Origin of the sequence: Microcosmobacter mediterraneus (assembly GCF_031846265.1) — a bacterium.
In the GTDB taxonomy this organism is placed as follows: Bacteria; Bacteroidota; Bacteroidia; order Flavobacteriales; family Flavobacteriaceae; genus Microcosmobacter; species Microcosmobacter mediterraneus.
Genome location: NZ_JAVRIA010000001.1, coordinates 25,776 through 42,796, shown reverse-complemented (window position 1 = coordinate 42,796; position 17,021 = coordinate 25,776). Strand labels below are relative to the sequence as shown.

The following is a 17,021-nucleotide window of genomic DNA, read 5'->3' as shown; positions in this document are numbered from 1 at the left end:
CAAATTTAAGAATAGTTTGGCTTTCCAGCAAGTCAATTTGCTACTTTTTTGAAATTTCTTTTAGAAGCATTTCAAAGGCTTTATTAGTGGCTTTCTGAATGACTCTGAATCTGTTGTTACCAAAGCTAAACTCTTTAGAATAGACTGTGTATTTAGTAGCTATAGCAATAAAAACAGTACCTACCTCTACATCTGAATCGCCTTTTGTAGGACCTGCATTACCTGTTGTAGATAAAGCGTAATCCGTATTAAATAGCGTTAATGCATTCTTTGCCATAGCTTCAGCAACTTCTGCACTTACCACAGAATAGTTATTTATAAGATCACTACTTACATTAAGAGCAATGGTTTTTGTCTCTGTAGAATAACTTACAATACTCCCTTTAAAATACTTGGAAGCACCTGGATTTGCCGTTAGTGACTGTGCAATTTTTCCGCCTGTACAACTTTCAGCTAAGGCCAGTGTTCTATTAAGATTGGTTAAGTGTTTACCAATTATGACTTCTATGGACTCATCGTCTTCAAATCCTACAAAAACATCCTCTATCTGAGGTAATAGACTTTTAACTTGATTTTCTATCTCTGTTTCTAATTTTTCCTTGTGATCTAACTTACCTGAGAGTCTTAACCGCACTCTACCTAAATTGGGTAAATACGCAAGCTTTATAAAATTGGGCAAACTATCTTCCCAACCTTCAATGCGCTTTGCCAGTGAACTCTCCCCTAAACCATACGTTAATATAGTTTTATGCTTAATGAAAGGCAACTTAAAAGAATGTCTAAGCTTTGGAATTACTTGGTTATCTATTAAACCTTTCATTTCAAAAGGCACACCAGGTAATGACACAAATACTTTATTGCCCTTTCTGAGCCACATACCTGGAGCACTTCCATAAAGATTCATTAAAACTTCAGACTTAGAAGGTACTAAAGCCTGATCTATATTGACTTGTTCTAAGGGCTTTTTAATATAGTCTTTCCAAATACGTTTAATATTATCTAAAACCTCATTACTTTGTACTAAATGATCATCAAAATATTCTGCTATAGTTTTTTTTGTAATATCATCTTTAGTTGGTCCTAGTCCACCAGTGATAATTATTATATCAGCATTTTGTTCTGCTTCTTTGAGCGCTTTTAAAATATGTGATTTATCATCTTGAACAGAGGTAATTTGATACACCGAAACACCAATCTTATTTAAAGCTTTGCTAATGAAAGCTGAATTGGTATCGACTATTTGCCCAATGAGAATTTCATCGCCAATGGTTATAATTTCTGCAAACATTACAGATTAAAATCTACGCGGATTTCTGCAGAAGCGTTTTCTACAGCTTCTAAGACAATGGATAGTTTGTCATTAATATCATGAGATTGTTCAAATTTTCCCCAATCTTGCACTTCAATTAAATCTGCTAAAACACCTAATTCAAATAAATCTATAGTTGGTTTCATTTTATGTGCAGCTTGATATGTTGTGTAGTGATCGTTCTCTGCGACAGCATTTTTTAAACGTTCAGCATCTTCTGGCACTTCTTCTAAAAAAGTAGCTGCAAGCACAGCAATAAACTCCTCATCGTTATCAGCTAATTCTTTAACGCGATGTAATTTGTAATGTTGTTCCATTTATTTTACTATTATTGAAAACATTTCTCTGTCTTCTATAAATCCTTTTAATTTATCATTAACAATGACCTTGCCAACTCCTGCTGGTGTGCCTGTAAATATAATATCTCCAATCTTTAATGTAAAATATTTAGAAACATATTCAACAAGCTCATCTATCTTCCACAGCATATGACTTGTATTACCTTGTTGCGCAAGAACTCCATTTTTTTCTAAAGAAAAATGAAAAGCATTTATATTTTCTACGTCTGATTTATCTATCCAATTGCCAATGACTGCAGCACCATCAAACGCTTTAGCACGTTCCCATGGCAATCCTTTTTCTTTTAATTTAGCTTGTAGGTCTCTAGCTGTGAAATCAATACCTAATCCAATTTCATTATAATATTTATGTGCAAATTTCTTATCAATATGCTTGCCAACACGATTAATTTTAACTAATACCTCAACCTCATGATGCACATCGTCTGAAAAATCAGGAATAAAGAACGGTTGCTTTTTTAGAAGAATAGCTGTATCTGGTTTTAAAAATACTACAGGTTCTTCTGGTCTTTCGTTTTCTAATTCTTGAATATGCTTGGTGTAATTTCTTCCTATACAAATGAGTTTCATAAACTAGTCTAATTTATTATTAAACTGTCGAAGCTTAATTGCAGTTAACACTTTTTTAGTATACAACGGAAAATCGGCATTAAGTAACCATCCAAAATAACCAGGTTCTTTTTCTAGGATTTGGGTAACTAATCTTCCTTTATGTTTTCCAAAAGAGAAACATTCTTCACCTTCTTTATTAAAGGTTATAAAACCAGCAAAATCTGCGAATTTTCTGCGCGAACTAAACTCTGCCAAAAACTTGGTATCATTTTCTAAATCTTCGTATTTTTCTACCTGTGCTTTCAATACTTCATAGGTTGCCAAAGTATCTGCTTCAGCAGTATGAGCATCTGTTAAATCTTTATCGCAATAAAACTTATATGCAGCACTTAAATTACGTTGTTCCATTTTATGATATATGGTTTGCACATCTACAGATAGCCTATTTTTCATATCAAAATCTAAATCTGCACGAAGCATTTCTTCAGCTAATAAGGGAATATCAAAACGATTGGAATTAAAACCACCTAAATCTGAATCTTTAATAATGCTATTAACATCTTTTGCTATTTCAGCAAATGTAGGTTTATCAACAACATCTTTATCCCAAATACCATGAATAGCAGAAACTTCTGGTGGTATTGGCACAGTTGGATTTACTACCCAACGATGGCTTTCTTCTTTTCCATTAGGATGTACTTTAAGGATAGCAATCTCTACGACTCTATCCTTAGAAATATTAATTCCTGTGGTTTCTAGATCAAAAAAACAGATAGGTTTTTTTAAGTTTAACTGCATAATTTACTTTTAACGACAACAAAGATATGGAGATAAAATGTAATGCTACTTGGCTTTAAGCCATTAATAATTTAACTTCGTTTGTTTTAAATTGAGTTTTTAGAGTAAATAACAATTAAAATTTCAGCTATTACTGATTAAACTAGTAATTATGTGTTCTAAATTAAAAAACTACGTTCATCTGAGTTTAATATTGACTCTTACAATCTTTATGAGTAGTTGTAATCAAAATGATGAAGTAACATCAAATCAAATTTCAACTGATATTTCTGTATCAACATCTGTAAACTCAATTAGTTGGGTTACACCTTTAGATTTAAATCAATCTATAGAATCTGCACTAAATTACAGTTACGGATTGGCTTCAGAAAGCGAAACAGAAAAACAACAGGTTTTTAATATAGACTCCTCAGAAGTCAATGCTACGATAGCATTTAAAACTGAATTTCAAGATGTCTACAGAGATTTAAACCCTTTAAATAATTCAGTTACTATAAATTTAAACAAAGAGGAAGCTCCACCTCAAGGTATTGAATTAAAAGCTGATGGACCAGGTAACACTTATGAACTAATCAATTCTGTATTAGCTCCAGGCCATAATCCTATTGAGGCTCCAGATTGTAGCCATGAGGCATTTGGTGAGCATATAGATGAATTTTTCGACTCAGAACTTAATGATAATGTATTTAGATTTCACATCCATGTTTTACCTGATAATGATCGTTGTATAAATTTTGATCGACAACGAAATGAGATAAAATCATATAACCAATCTCCAGATAATTTATTAGGAATACAAAATGAAACTGTGGTCTACACATGGAAGTTTAAATTACCATCTGGCTTCCAGTCTTCACCAAATTTTACACATATACATCAGTTAAAATCTGTAGGTGGAGATTTAGAAAGTATGCCAATGTATACGCTTACAACAAGGAAAGGAACACCAGACAAACTTCAGTTACGTTACGCCGAAACTGACAGTCAAATTACTTTAGAAGAGACTGAATTGGAACCATTTATTGATACTTGGCTTGAAGTAACAGAAACAATTACCTATAGTAGTTCTGGTTCTTATGCGATAGAAATAAAGAAGATAAGTGATAATAGTGTTTTATTTTCGTATACAAATTCTTCAATAATAAATTGGAGACCTAATGCAGAATTTGTGAGACCAAAATGGGGAATTTACAGGAGTTTAATAAATGAACAAGATCTTAGAGATGAGAGTGTTTTATACAATGATTTTAGTATAACAGAAATAGAATAGATTATATTTCTCTATCAGAGTCCCAAGCCTCTAAATAATCTTTAACAGCTTTTACAAACATACCTCCTAAAGCACCATTAACCACTCTGTGATCGTAAGAATGCGACATAAACATTCTATAACGAATTCCAATAAAATCGCCTTCTTCAGTTTCTACTACAGCTGGTACTTTTCTAATAGCTCCTAGTGCCAAAATACCAACTTGTGGTTGATTAATTATTGGAGTTCCCATGATACTACCAAAGGTTCCAACATTGGTTACAGTATAAGTTCCGCCTTGTATATCGTCTGGTTTTAATTGATTCTCTCTTGCTCGTGCTGCTAAATCGTTAACTTGCTTGGTCATACCAACAAGGTTTAACTGATCAGCATTTTTAATGACTGGCACAATAAGGTTTCCATCTGGTAAAGCTGCTGCCATTCCAAGATTTATATTTTTCTTTTTTATAATACTATCACCTTGAAGCGAGATATTCATCATTGGGAAATCGCGAAGTGCTTTAGCAACGGCTTCCATAAAAATTGGTGTAAAAGTTAAATTCTCACCTTCTCGTTTAAAGAATTCATCTTTTACTTTTTTACGCCAATTCCAAATTTTGGTAACATCAGCTTCTATAAAACTTTGAACATGAGCAGACGTTTGCACTGATTCTACCATATGATGCGCAACCAATTTACCCATTCTTGTCATTTCGATAATCTCGTCATCACCTGAGACTACTACTGGAGTTTTCTCCTTTGGTTTTGATGACTCTAAATTACTAACTAATGGTTGCGATGTTTTAATAGAGGCTACAGAAGTTGGCTGAGAAGGTCTATTCTCTATATATGCTAGAATATCATTCTTAGTTACACGACCATCTTTACCTGTTCCGTGTACAGCATCTAATTCAGCTTGAGAAACACCTTCTTTATTAGCAATATTTTTAACTAAAGGTGAGTAAAAACGATCTCCTGAAGACACAGAAGCTACGGATTCTTTGGCTGCAACAACTGTGTTAGCTACTTCAGCAACAGCTGGTTGAGGCTCAGCTTTAGTTTTCGGAGTTTCATGTTTTGGCGCTTCTACTTCTACAGTTCCTTCACCTTCTATTTCAATAACAGCTATGGTCTGACCAACTTGTACAACATCATCTACATCAAACAATTTTTCTACAAGTACACCATCAACTTCACTAGGAACTTCACTATCAACCTTATCTGTAGCTATTTCTAAAACTGCTTCATCAGCTTCAATAATGTCTCCTACATCTTTTAACCATGATGTAATTGTTGCTTCAGCAACACTCTCTCCCATTTTGGGTAACTTCAATTCAAACTTTGCCATATTGTTAGTGCAATACCGTAAATTAGGTTATCGGTTGCAAAATTAATTAAAAATAGATAACTCTATTGCGATACTTTCAATATTTCGACTAAAAGTGAATTACTTCTCCTCTATTCTTAGAGTCATTACTTCCTATTAGGAATTTTGAGTTATCTGGAATAATCTTAAAGGTAGATTTAGAATTAATTTTAGGTTGAGACATAATCTGTATCATTGACTTATAAGTAATAAAACTAGCATCAAAAATAATTTCAGAATTAGCCTCAACTTCTGTTATGTCATTGGTTAGTATTATTGGAATCTTTAAAATCGTTTCTAATTTAGAGTCTAAATTTTCAGAAACTAATAGGTAATGGTTTGGGCTACTTTTAATCTCTAAAGCTTCTTTTCTAAAGACATAGGCCAATTTAATTCCAATAGACACTATAGTATCAAATAAGACATTAGATTTAAAATGCTTTTTGTAAAAGAGTTGCATGGCACCAAAAAAGCGTTTAGCATAGGACTTATCCTTTAAAGTACTTTCACCTTTAAAATGAATAATAGTACAATCAGAAAAATAATAGTTTTTATAGCCAGCTTTTAGAATTTTATAGGACAAATCGATGTCTTCTCCATACATAAAATAGTCTTCATCGAATCCACCAACAGCTTTATAAACTTCTGTTTTCAAAAACATAAATGCACCTACCAAAATATCAACTTCTCCTGTCTCTGTAGGCTTTAAATGATTAGCATAATAATGTTTAGAATTGCCTAACATTTTTTGAAGAGCAACTTTTACAACTGGTATGTTACGTTTACTTTCTGGTAAAAATTGTCCTTTACCATCAATAAGTTTACAGCCTATAATCCCTAAATCTGGAAGGGATTCAGCATGGTCAATTAATTTGGTAAATGTATCTTCTGTTACAACTGTATCTGGATTAAGGATGCAAACAAATTCTCCTTTAGCATTATTTACTCCTATATTATTACCTTTTGAAAAACCAGAATTCTCTTTATTTTCAATGAGTTTAACTTGAGGAAATTTTTGTTTGACCATAGCACAACTTCCATCCGATGAGTTGTTATCAACCACAATAACCTCTGATGAAATAAGCGTTGTAGCTTTTAGAACACTACTTAAACACAATTCTAAAAAATGTTCAACGTTGTAATTTAATATGACAATGGATAGTTTCAAACGCGCTAAGACTTCAAGGAAATTTCAAAAGGAATTCTATTGACTATACTTCTGCCTAATGTTACCTCATCAGCATATTCCAACTCATTACCAACTGCAATTCCTCTGGCAATGGTAGAGGCTTTTATACCTAAATCCTGAATCTGTTTAAAGATATAGAAATTAGTCGTATCGCCTTCCATGGTTGGACTTAAAGCAAAAATTAATTCTTCAATTTGAGACTCTCTTATTCTCAGTACTAAAGCTTCAATGTTTAAATCGTTAGGACCAATACCATCCATAGGTGAAATTTTACCACCTAAGACATGGTACAATCCTCTGTAGGAGCTAGTGCTTTCAATTGCCATAACATCTCTCATATCTTCAACAACACAAATCATCTTATCATTTCTGTGCACATTATTGCAAATGTTACAAATCTCAGCATCGCTGATATTAAAGCATGTATTACAAAATTTTATTTGGTCTTTTATTGTTGTTAAAGCTTCGGTTAGTCTATAGGTTTGACTTTTAGGCTGTCTAAGTAGGTGCAATACAAGGCGTAATGCTGTTCGTTTACCAATTCCAGGTAATTGAGACATTTCGTCTACAGCTCGCTCTAATAATTTTGAGGATAATTCCATACTGCGAAAATAAGGTTTAAAATAAAAAGTCCAGTGAGATTATACTACTGGACTTTTTATTTTATATGATTTAAACTTTAATCTACTATGAGTTTTTTGGTAATTTCTCCCTTACTGTTATTTACTTTTACAAAGTATAATCCAGACGCATAATTAGAAATGTCCATTTTATAAGGCTGGTTAATCTGTATCTTCTTAGCATAATGCATCAACTTACCTTCAGTGTTATAAATTCTAACAGAAACCTCATCGGCTTTGTTCCAGGACAAGAAAAATTGATTAGAAGCCGTATTTGGATATAGTGAAATTCCATTGAGTTCAAAATCATTGACGCTTAAAGGATTAAATAAATTAGTTCGCCATAAACCTCTACCATAAGTAGAAGCATAAAGCTTCCCTTCTATATAATTGATTTCTAATTCACTTATAAACACATTTGGTAATCCATTATTAAATGGTTGCCATTGATTGTTTGTTGTATCATCTAAATAGTAAACACCATAGTTCATACCAACATACAAACCATGATCAGCATTACTATCCCAAGCAATACCAGATGCACTAAAGTTAGGCAAATCGTTTTTGTACGATGTAAATGAAATACCAGAATTTGTGCTTACATATATTCTTTCACTGTCTGTTGTTGTAATTGCAACACGATTAGGTTCTGTAGGATGCACTGCTATTTCAGTTATAAAACTCGTTGTAAAAGGGGATTGAAAGTAATTATCACCTCCATCAATTGAAGCTAAGAAAGTACCGTTGATTGACATATAAATATGATCATTGTTGGAAGGAGCAATTTTAAGGTTATCTATATTTTCGCCAAAACTATTAGAAATAGAAACCCAAGATTGACCACCATCTTCAGATTTATACAACTCATCATAAGCAGCGTAAATGACATCTTGCTCTATTGGGTCTTGTTCAAAAGGAGTTACCCAGTTTCCGTCATTTTGCGGAGAGCTAATAAAAGTAAGTGTTTGACCAGAATTTAATGACTTGTACAAGTTGCCATTATAAATAGTTCCATAGATAATTTTTTCATCGTTTTTATCTACAAAACACTCCATACCATCAGCTCCTAACCAATCAGACCATTCTCCGCTTCCGTTCATAAAAGACGTACCATTATCTTGAGATCCACCTGTTACAACTGCTGGTATTGTTTGGCTTACACCGAATTTATAAAATTGTCTAACACCAATACCTTGCGTTAAATCTGTGTAATAATCTGAAGAAACCAATATAGGATTTTCAGCTTTAAAGACACCTCCATCGCTACCTACATACAGCGCACCATTAACGTATTTTAAAATATCAACATCTGCATGGCAATAGCCAATGTTTTGACTTTGTGCACCGCCTGGTGTCCATTGCGACGTAATACTAAATGTTGTTCCTCCACTTGTAGACATCCATGTATTAATACCAGCAATATGAACCTCTTCGACGTTATTAGGGTTAACCACAATATCCATATCTCTTGGAGCCTGACCAGAGTTAGCATCACCTGGATCATTTGGATCAGAGCTGTAGCCTAGATAGTTTTTACCATTATGATTTAATTCGGTAAAAATTAGGCCTTGTGTTGTAGATTTATAAAATCCACTAAACGAACCACCTGAAGACTCTAGCACGTAAACAACTGAAGGATCATCTGCTGAGACTCCAATCATTTTAGGACCACCATTAAAAGCACTTACTGACTCGGTAAACGAAGTTCCTCCATCACCAGATCTGAAGAATCTTGTTCCTGAAGCATAGATCACATTAGTATCGTCTGGCTTAAACTCAATATCATAACCAGTGGTAGAATTATTATTAATTTTTGACCAAGATAAACCTCCATTAGTACTTTTATAAACGCCACTACCTTGCACACTTGCATACATTTTTTGAGTATTGTTAGGATCAATAAGTATTTTATTTACTGTTCCACCTCCTGCATTACCAAGGGGATTCCAAGTAGCACCAGAGTCTGTAGACTTAAAAATAACACCGCCAGAACTTCCCCAAAAATAGGTTTCATTGTCTGTTGGATCTATAGCTAATGCGTATACTACCATATTAGATAAGTTATCTGTAAGTACAGTCCAGTTAGAACCTCCATTTGTTGTTCTCCAAACACCACCAGTTTCTCCACCAACAATCATATGATTAGTATCTGTTTCTTCAATGGCAATAGATGTTATTCTTCCTACACCAGGATTCCATCCACTAGTCCCATTCCAATCGGTTGGTCCCATCTCTTCCCATGCACCTGTTGTGGTTCTGGCTGCTTCATCTATATTAGCATTAATGTATGCATTGTAACGTTCTAATTCCTCAAAATAAAATTCTGGTGATTTTAACATCCCATTTTCATCGGCCTTACGAATTGCCCAATACTCCCAACGCTTGTATGGATTATAGCCTGTTCCGCGTTCTTTTCCAACGGTTTCAAAATAGGCTTCAGCTTCAGCCTGGATGTCTTGCACTGAGTACGTTCCAACAGCGATCATTCTACGATATTCTTGAGACCAAGAAGCTATACTAAGACATATCGTAACTACTAAAATGTAGAACTTTTTCATAATTTATTTTTCTTTTTCTTTCTTAACATTACCAAAAATACTACTTTCAGCTTAAATCTTAAAATTCGCTTAAAAGCATGACGCCTTTAATGATACTATTACTAATTGCTGGATATTTTGGTATACTAGTTCTTATCTCTTATTTTACTGGTAAAGAAGACACAAATGATGCCTTTTTTAAAGCCAACAAATCTGCACCTTGGTATGTTGTCGCTTTTGGGATGATAGGCGCTTCACTTTCTGGTGTTACTTTTATTTCGGTTCCTGGATGGGTAGAAGGTGCGAGTTTTAGTTATATGCAGGTAGTATTTGGCTATTTAATTGGTTATTTTATTATTGCTTACGTTTTAATGCCTATCTATTACAAACTTAACGTCACCTCAATCTATGAATATTTGCTGCAACGTTTTGGTAGCGTAAGTCATAAAACTGGAGCTTTCTTCTTCTTTATTTCTCGTGTTCTTGGTGCTTCATTTAGGTTGTTCTTAGTTGCCATAGTATTGCAACAATTTGTATTCAATGCTTGGAATATACCATTTGAGGTCACTGTTATACTCTCAATTCTTCTCATCTGGATTTACACCTTTAAAGGTGGTATTAAAACCATTGTTTGGACAGATACGTTACAAACCTTATTTATGTTGGTTGCTGTTGGATTATCCATATACTTTATTAATGATAAGTTAGGTTGGAGTTTTAATGAATTTTTATCCTCTGAGGAGTTAAAGAGTTATAACCAAATGATTTTCACAGATAGTTTCCTAGAAAAAAATCATTTTATTAAGTCCTTTATTGGTGGCCTTTTTATTGCTGTTTGTATGACTGGTTTAGACCAAGATATGATGCAAAAGAATTTAACTTGTAGATCTTTAAAAGACGCTCAAAAAAACATGGTTTCGTTTAGCTTAGTATTAGTTGTTGTTAATTTCATCTTTTTGCTTTTAGGCGCCTTATTATTTATTTATGCTGAAAAATTTAATATTGCTACACCATTAATGGATGGTAAACCTAAAACGGATTTACTCTTTCCTGAAATTGCACTTAATAGTGGTTTAGGAATTACTGTTGCCATAACCTTTATGTTAGGTCTTGTTGCAGCAGCTTACAGCAGTGCAGACAGTGCACTTACTTCTTTAACTACATCATATTGCGTAGATTTTTTAGATATTGATAAGAAGCCAAGTAACACTCAAAAAACCTTACGTAAACGTGTTCATATAGGAATGAGTTTATTGTTAGTTGTGGTTATTATTATTTTTAAACATGTCTTAGACCGAAATGTCATAGACAGCTTGCTTACTGTTGCTGGATATACTTATGGTCCACTTCTAGGATTGTTTGCCTTTGGCATATTTACAAAATATCCAATTAAAGATAATTATGTTTGGATTGTTACACTTGTCTCTGTAATTATTACAGCCTTGATTGCAAATATTCCACCTGAATATTTAAATGGTTATAAAGTTGGTTATGAATTACTCCCAATTAATGGCCTTTTAACTTTTATTGGTTTAGTATTGATTCGTAGAAAGTAGCACCAAAGTACAAGCCTCTTCAAAGTTAATATCGTGTTCTTTTAGCAACTTATAAAATTTAGGATTTTCTGTACCTGGATTAAAAATGACACGTTTTGGTATAAGACTTACAATATAATCCATGTAAGCATCTTGGTGCTTAGGTCCGACATAAAGTGTAACTGTATTAATATCTGTATATACCTTAAGATCAGTATCAATAGAAACAGTCTCAATAGTACCTGATCGCAAACCAAATGCTACAACATTATGACCAAAGTCTATAAGCCGTTTTACGGCAAGGTGCGAATACCTTGTTGGGTTTAATGAAGCACCAATTACTAAGGTTTTTTTCTTCAATTTTAGTGTTTTGTTAAAGTGATGTTAAGTAGTGTTAAAATGAGTAACATTAGATAAAAGTAGTCGTCTATCCTTAGACAACCAATTAATCAATCAAAAAATAATGAAAACAATAGCATTAATCGCAGCTTTACTTTTCAGCTCTTTAATTTCTGCACAACCATTAGCAGACAGCAACATCAAAAATGGATCTATCTCTGGACGTGTTATAGATGCAAAAATTAATGAACCTCTACCTTACGTCAATATTATCATTTTAAATTCTGCTGGAGAAACTATTACTGGCGGAATTACAGATGATGATGGAAAGTTTAAGGTCGTTGATATACCTGAAGGCAAAGTAAATGTTAGCATAACATACATTGGCTATAAAACGATTACCAGAGATGTTGTTATAGGAAAAGATAGCTACAATGTAAAACTAGGTGATATCAATCTTGAAGAAGATGCTGAAGCTTTAGATGAAGTTACCGTTGTTGCCGAAGTGTCTACAATTCAACAAAAAGTAGATCGTAAAGTTATAAACGTTGGTAAGGACTTAACTACTAGTGGACCAACTGCTAGTGATATTATGAACAATTTGCCATCAGTAAGCGTGGATCAACAAACAGGTGGAATCAGTTTAAGAGGTAATCAGAACGTACAAGTTATGGTAGATGGTAAACTCTCAAACATTCCTGCTGCGCAACTTTTGAGGCAAATTCCTTCTACCTCAATAAAGAAAATTGAACTTATTACCAACCCTTCTGCTAAATACAATCCTGAAGGTTTAAGCGGAATTATTAATATTATACTACACAAGAATACACAAATAGGTTTTAACGGAAATACCAATGTTAGCCTTGCCTATCAAGATAATCCTCAGTTTAACGGTTCTATAGATATGAACTACAGAAATGGAAAACTTAATTTCTATGGTAATTATAATAATAGCTCCATAACGGTTGAAAACTATGGTAATCTTTTGAGATCAGATATTAATTCTGCTCAATTTTTTAATAGTGAAACTAGTAATATTTCTAACCTTGCTAAATTTGGAATTGACTATTATATTAATGATAAAAACACATTATCAGTATTTACAAATCAAACATTTTTTGATGGAGGTACAGACTCTAGAACTAATGTGGTATTTGCAAATAATATTGGTAATATTAATCAAACCGCATTTAATGAGAATAAAAACCTATCAGGACAATATAATTTTAATTATAAACTCGATTTTGATAAAGAAGGACACAATATTGAACTAGAAGTGGATTATAATATTTTTGATTCTGAGTCATTTACAGATAATGATTTCAATATACAACCCGATTTTATTGAAGACAACGAAACAGATCGGGATAGAACTACAATAAATCTAGATTACGTCAATCCTTTGTCCGAAAAATCTAAACTAGAATTAGGTCTTCAAGCACGTTTATTTAATAATGATATTACGTATTTTTCTGATGCACGTTTAAGAGATCAATTTGGAAATCCATTTCCTGGTTTAATCGATTTTGATTATTCAAGAAATATTTATTCAGCCTATGTTACTTATGGAAAAACATTTGAAAAGTGGTCTTATCAATTAGGTTTAAGAGCCGAAACGGTTGATGTTACAGCTGATGCTTTACAAACGAATACAGACACCAATGAAGCTATTGCTATTCCTTTTGAAAATGATTACACACAAGTTTATCCTTCTGCATTTTTCACCTATAATCCTTCTGAAAAAAACTCGTATCAATTAAGTTATAGCAGGCGTGTAGATAGACCAGGAGTTGGCCAAGTAAATCCTCTGCCAGAGTGGAATACACCACTTATTTCGTCTTTTGGAAATCAAGAATTACAACCACAATTTACCAACTCATTAGAAGTCAATTACACAAGGCAACTAGAAAAAGGAAGTATTACTGGTGGAGTGTTTTACAGAATTATAGAAGATGGTATTAATAGAGCAGTATTTATAGATCCTAGTACTTTAGGAAGCGAACCTGAATTAGTAGGAATTTTACTCACATTTGACAATTTTGATAATACTACAGCCTATGGAGTGGAAATAAGTTCTAATTATAGACCAACAAAGTGGTGGAGTATTAACGGTAGTTTTGATTTGTACTCTCAAACACAAAGAAGTTTTTCTGAAGTTTTAAGCCCTAATGCTTCTAATCCTACATCTCAGAATGATGTAACTAGTGCAGAATTTAATGTAGAAAATGTGGTTTGGAACTTAAGGATGTTTAACAACTTTAGAGTAAATAAAGATTTATCATTCTCAGTGTTTGGATTATATAGAGGCAGAAATAAAGGAATTCAATTTACACAAGATGTTTTCGCTTTTGTCAATTTAGGAATGCGATATAACTTTTTAGAAGATAATAGAGCCACTTTTAGCTTAAGCTTCAATGATGTTTTTAACACTATGCAGTTTAGATTTGATGGTGATAGACCGTTTCCACAATCGGGAGATTTTAATTGGGAGAGCAGAACTATTTTAGCAGGTTTGGCATACAGATTTGGTGGAGGAAAGTACAGAGCAAAATCTCGTAAGCAAAGAGATAATGATGAAAAATCTGGAAGTGGAGGATTTCTATAAAAAAATATTTAATAGCTAACATAATAGTTGATGGTTAGTGTTAATGTATAGCTATTAAATTAGAAAACCCAGAGCTTAGGCTCTGGGTTTTTAGATGTTATTAAATTGATTTTATTATTTAATGATAATCTTTCTAGTTGAAATTTTATCGTTTACATTCAATTGCAACAGGTATAATCCGCTAAACAAATCTACAGTAAAAGGAGTATTATTATTTACATTAGATTGGTAAACCTTAAGACCTTGAAGTGAGAAAATAGTAATTTGAGTGTCTTGGGTAAGTCCATTAATTGTAATGGTGTTTTCTATTGGATTAGGAAAAATTTGAACATTATTTAATGAATTATCTACAACACTTAATGGTTGTACCCATTGCTGCCCAACATTAGTTCCCCAAATATATTCAACTAAATCTGGCTGATCAATAAATGGATTTCTATTTAACTGCCATGTGTAAACCACATTATTTCTATTCATTTCAAAATCATCTGGAGGATCGTTTCTATGCCAATCTAAAAGCGTTGCTAAATCGCCTAAAGGTTCGTTATTTGTTGAAGGAAACCCATTAACAACCTCTAATCCATTGTAACGTATTTCCATATACAAAACACTGCGAGCCACGTCACCTCTAAAGCTACCTAGTGTTCCAGAAGGTCCTGTATACTCTCCATAATGCTGATTACCTCTTAAACTATTCTCAGCACCATCAGCAGCTCTAAGCGCGTGTGCATCTGAATTTCCATGACGAAGAGAATCTGCTTTAGTAGTCCAGAATATATCAGGACCATCAACAACATCATCTTCTTCAATATTAAAAAATCCTCCTCTAGATCTTGGATATGTATGTTCTCTATTCCATTTACCAGAATTATCAGAAGTGGTTTGAAAATCTAACTTAGGTCGTCCTTGTTCAGTGTATACTAACCAAACTTCATTACTGTTTTCTGGATTTTGATCAGCTGCCTTCAAAATATCAGTTACATCATTATAAGTTTGCGCACGCACTGTATTTGGGTCTGCAATAATATCTTGTAATGCTTGTCTTAATTCGCTATCTGCTAAACCATCCAAGCTATCATAATAACCTCCTGGCTGTGTACTTTGCACTAATCCAAATGTTGGAGTTATTGGTTTTCCCCAAGGTGCCATTGTAAAATCATTATCAACTACGCGTACAGCTATATTATTATTTGAAGGAATAATAGGCTCTACTAAGTCTAATAGTTTTATAATAAGCACCTCATCACCTTCATCATCAGAATCGTCGGTTAAACTAAGTATTGTACTTGTTGTATTAGTTCCTGAAGGAATAGTTAACGAAATATTACCAGTGTAGTCAGTAGTATTAAATCCGTTATTATCTAAATTAATTGTAAAGTTTAAATCTGAAGTTACATTGGTATTAGTAGTGAAGGTAATATTTAGAGATTCTCCTTCGTTATATTGATTTTCTGTAATACCAATTGTTACACCATTAAAAATTATTCCACTTCCGTCATTGAGTTGTCTTGGTGATGGTGTTCCAGAAAAATAAGTTCCATCATTATTACGTTGAATAGAATTTGTGTTATTACTAGATCCTTCATTAATCTGCTCAGTGACACCTAATAAATTCATGAGAGCAACATCATCACTATCACTTGTATCGTAAACGAGCGCATCAATTAAATTGGTTTGCGTTGCAAGAGTTTCTTCAGGGAAATCAAAAATGCTAGCTTCATATATACCAATAGCATCTGCACCATTCTGAATTACATTCTCTGAAATTAAAAATTGCGGAAACGGAATAACATTAGCACTTCCTATAAGAAGCAATCCATTACTATCAGTTACTGATCCAGCTAAATCTATAGTCATATAACTACGATCGTCACCACTACTAGAACCATTAAAAAACACTAGTATATAACCATCTAAGGCAAAGTTTGGTGATTCAGATTTTAGTTCAATAAATTCTTTATCGTCTATTCCTGGAGTATCTACGTCTATCTCATTAATAACAAGTATTTGAGAAAAGCTAACTAAACTAAAGCAAAAGAAACATAATATAAGGTGTAATTTCATCTGATTACAATTTTTACAAAAATACCTATAATTTGGTCTTATTCTTAGTTAAGGTATGGTAAAGTAATAATTAACAGGTTATCAACTCATAAAAGATAGAATCCTAAAAAAAGCATCATTTTTAAATAGATTTCTCCTTGCTTTTAAAAAAATGCATAAAAAACGCCCTTCAATTATTACATTTTATAATTTAATTACTATTATTAAATTACATATTAAAACTTTAAACAAGAGAAGTCACAAATATCTGTAATACAATCTACTTTTTTACTTATAAATTAATATGCAATTATATTGTTTTAATTCATTTTGTTTGGTAGAAAGTTACTCCTAGACATATATTGAAAACTCAATTAAAAAACGAAGTAAAATATTAACCCATTAAACCAAAACGTTATGATGACATTAGCAAAATTATTAATTGGAATATTACTTGGATAATAATATTCTTTACACTCAAAAACAGTAAAATTTAGTCTAGAATAAGTTTTACTATTTT

Annotated in this window: 13 protein-coding genes; 3 read left to right on the top strand and 10 right to left on the bottom strand. The window is 32.7% G+C overall.

All coding sequences use genetic code 11. The features are described 5' to 3' along the window. Positions 1–40: 40 nt before the first annotated feature. The 4 genes from RM697_RS00210 to RM697_RS00195 are packed head-to-tail and all read right to left on the bottom strand — an operon-like array spanning position 41 to position 3,018. Positions 41–1,288: a competence/damage-inducible protein A gene (locus tag RM697_RS00210; protein WP_311425821.1), complete on the bottom strand. Its 1,248-nt coding sequence runs from the start codon at positions 1,286–1,288 to the stop codon at positions 41–43. Beyond that, positions 1,288–1,626, bottom strand: coding sequence for an Hpt domain-containing protein (locus RM697_RS00205; RefSeq protein ID WP_311425820.1), 339 nt, complete (start codon positions 1,624–1,626; stop codon positions 1,288–1,290). The genes RM697_RS00210 and RM697_RS00205 overlap by 1 nt, the downstream gene beginning before the upstream one ends. Continuing rightward, positions 1,627–2,238 (bottom strand): fumarylacetoacetate hydrolase family protein, encoded by a 612-nt coding sequence (locus tag RM697_RS00200; RefSeq protein WP_311425819.1) that lies wholly within the window; start codon positions 2,236–2,238, stop codon positions 1,627–1,629. Between the two features lie 3 nt (positions 2,239–2,241). Beyond that, complete coding sequence (locus RM697_RS00195; protein ID WP_311425818.1) at positions 2,242–3,018, bottom strand: exonuclease domain-containing protein; 777 nt, start codon at positions 3,016–3,018, stop codon at positions 2,242–2,244. Positions 3,019–3,229: 211 nt separating this feature from the next. Here RM697_RS00195 and RM697_RS00190 point away from each other — a divergent pair, with 211 nt between their 5' ends. Next, on the top strand, positions 3,230–4,288 hold the full coding sequence (locus tag RM697_RS00190; RefSeq protein WP_311425817.1) for a polysaccharide lyase family protein: 1,059 nt from the start codon (positions 3,230–3,232) through the stop codon (positions 4,286–4,288). Position 4,289: 1 nt separating this feature from the next. Here the strand turns inward: RM697_RS00190 and RM697_RS00185 are convergent, their stop codons facing one another. The 4 genes from RM697_RS00185 to RM697_RS00170 all read right to left on the bottom strand — a co-directional run bounded on the left by RM697_RS00185 (position 4,290) and on the right by RM697_RS00170 (position 10,000). After that, the gene (locus RM697_RS00185) at positions 4,290–5,615 is read right to left on the bottom strand and encodes a dihydrolipoamide acetyltransferase family protein (RefSeq protein WP_311425816.1); all 1,326 of its coding nucleotides are present in this window, start codon (positions 5,613–5,615) and stop codon (positions 4,290–4,292) included. Between the two features lie 88 nt (positions 5,616–5,703). After that, on the bottom strand, positions 5,704–6,801 hold the full coding sequence (locus RM697_RS00180; RefSeq protein ID WP_311425815.1) for a glycosyltransferase family 2 protein: 1,098 nt from the start codon (positions 6,799–6,801) through the stop codon (positions 5,704–5,706). 5 nt (positions 6,802–6,806) lie between these two features. Next, positions 6,807–7,424, bottom strand: a complete 618-nt coding sequence (recR, locus tag RM697_RS00175) for a recombination mediator RecR (protein ID WP_311425814.1) — start codon at positions 7,422–7,424, stop codon at positions 6,807–6,809. 77 nt (positions 7,425–7,501) lie between these two features. Continuing rightward, entirely contained in the window at positions 7,502–10,000 is a 2,499-nt protein-coding gene (locus RM697_RS00170; protein WP_311425813.1) for a T9SS type A sorting domain-containing protein, read from the bottom strand. A 77-nt stretch (positions 10,001–10,077) separates the two neighbouring features. On the opposite strand from RM697_RS00170, the gene RM697_RS00165 reads away from it, so the two are divergent. Beyond that, positions 10,078–11,535 carry a sodium:solute symporter gene (locus RM697_RS00165; RefSeq protein WP_311425812.1) on the top strand — a complete coding sequence of 486 codons (1,458 nt, stop codon included), beginning with the start codon at positions 10,078–10,080 and terminating at the stop codon, positions 11,533–11,535. On the opposite strand, the gene RM697_RS00160 is transcribed toward RM697_RS00165, so the two are convergent. Further along, entirely contained in the window at positions 11,512–11,874 is a 363-nt protein-coding gene (locus tag RM697_RS00160) for a CoA-binding protein (RefSeq protein ID WP_311425811.1), read from the bottom strand. The two genes, RM697_RS00165 and RM697_RS00160, sit on opposite strands and share 24 nt — an antisense overlap. A 103-nt stretch (positions 11,875–11,977) precedes the next feature. Here RM697_RS00160 and RM697_RS00155 point away from each other — a divergent pair, with 103 nt between their 5' ends. Next, the gene (locus RM697_RS00155) at positions 11,978–14,458 is read left to right on the top strand and encodes a TonB-dependent receptor domain-containing protein (RefSeq protein WP_311425810.1); all 2,481 of its coding nucleotides are present in this window, start codon (positions 11,978–11,980) and stop codon (positions 14,456–14,458) included. A gap of 114 nt (positions 14,459–14,572) precedes the next feature. Here RM697_RS00155 and RM697_RS00150 read toward each other — a convergent pair whose 3' ends face one another. Next, positions 14,573–16,522: an endonuclease gene (locus RM697_RS00150; protein WP_311425809.1), complete on the bottom strand. Its 1,950-nt coding sequence runs from the start codon at positions 16,520–16,522 to the stop codon at positions 14,573–14,575. Positions 16,523–17,021: the final 499 nt, after the last annotated feature.

Bases quoted from the DNA above. Each gene is read 5' to 3' on its own strand.
- recR (WP_311425814.1), bottom strand. From the start codon at position 7,424: ATGGAATTATCCTCAAAATTATTAGAGCGAGCTGTAGACGAAATGTCT.
- RM697_RS00170 (WP_311425813.1), bottom strand. From the start codon at position 10,000: ATGAAAAAGTTCTACATTTTAGTAGTTACGATATGTCTTAGTATAGCT.
- RM697_RS00205 (WP_311425820.1), bottom strand. From the start codon at position 1,626: ATGGAACAACATTACAAATTACATCGCGTTAAAGAATTAGCTGATAAC.
- RM697_RS00195 (WP_311425818.1), bottom strand. From the start codon at position 3,018: ATGCAGTTAAACTTAAAAAAACCTATCTGTTTTTTTGATCTAGAAACC.
- RM697_RS00165 (WP_311425812.1), top strand. From the start codon at position 10,078: ATGACGCCTTTAATGATACTATTACTAATTGCTGGATATTTTGGTATA.
- RM697_RS00150 (WP_311425809.1), bottom strand. From the start codon at position 16,522: ATGAAATTACACCTTATATTATGTTTCTTTTGCTTTAGTTTAGTTAGC.
- RM697_RS00185 (WP_311425816.1), bottom strand. From the start codon at position 5,615: ATGGCAAAGTTTGAATTGAAGTTACCCAAAATGGGAGAGAGTGTTGCT.
- RM697_RS00155 (WP_311425810.1), top strand. From the start codon at position 11,978: ATGAAAACAATAGCATTAATCGCAGCTTTACTTTTCAGCTCTTTAATT.
- RM697_RS00190 (WP_311425817.1), top strand. From the start codon at position 3,230: ATGAGTAGTTGTAATCAAAATGATGAAGTAACATCAAATCAAATTTCA.
- RM697_RS00200 (WP_311425819.1), bottom strand. From the start codon at position 2,238: ATGAAACTCATTTGTATAGGAAGAAATTACACCAAGCATATTCAAGAA.
- RM697_RS00210 (WP_311425821.1), bottom strand. From the start codon at position 1,288: ATGTTTGCAGAAATTATAACCATTGGCGATGAAATTCTCATTGGGCAA.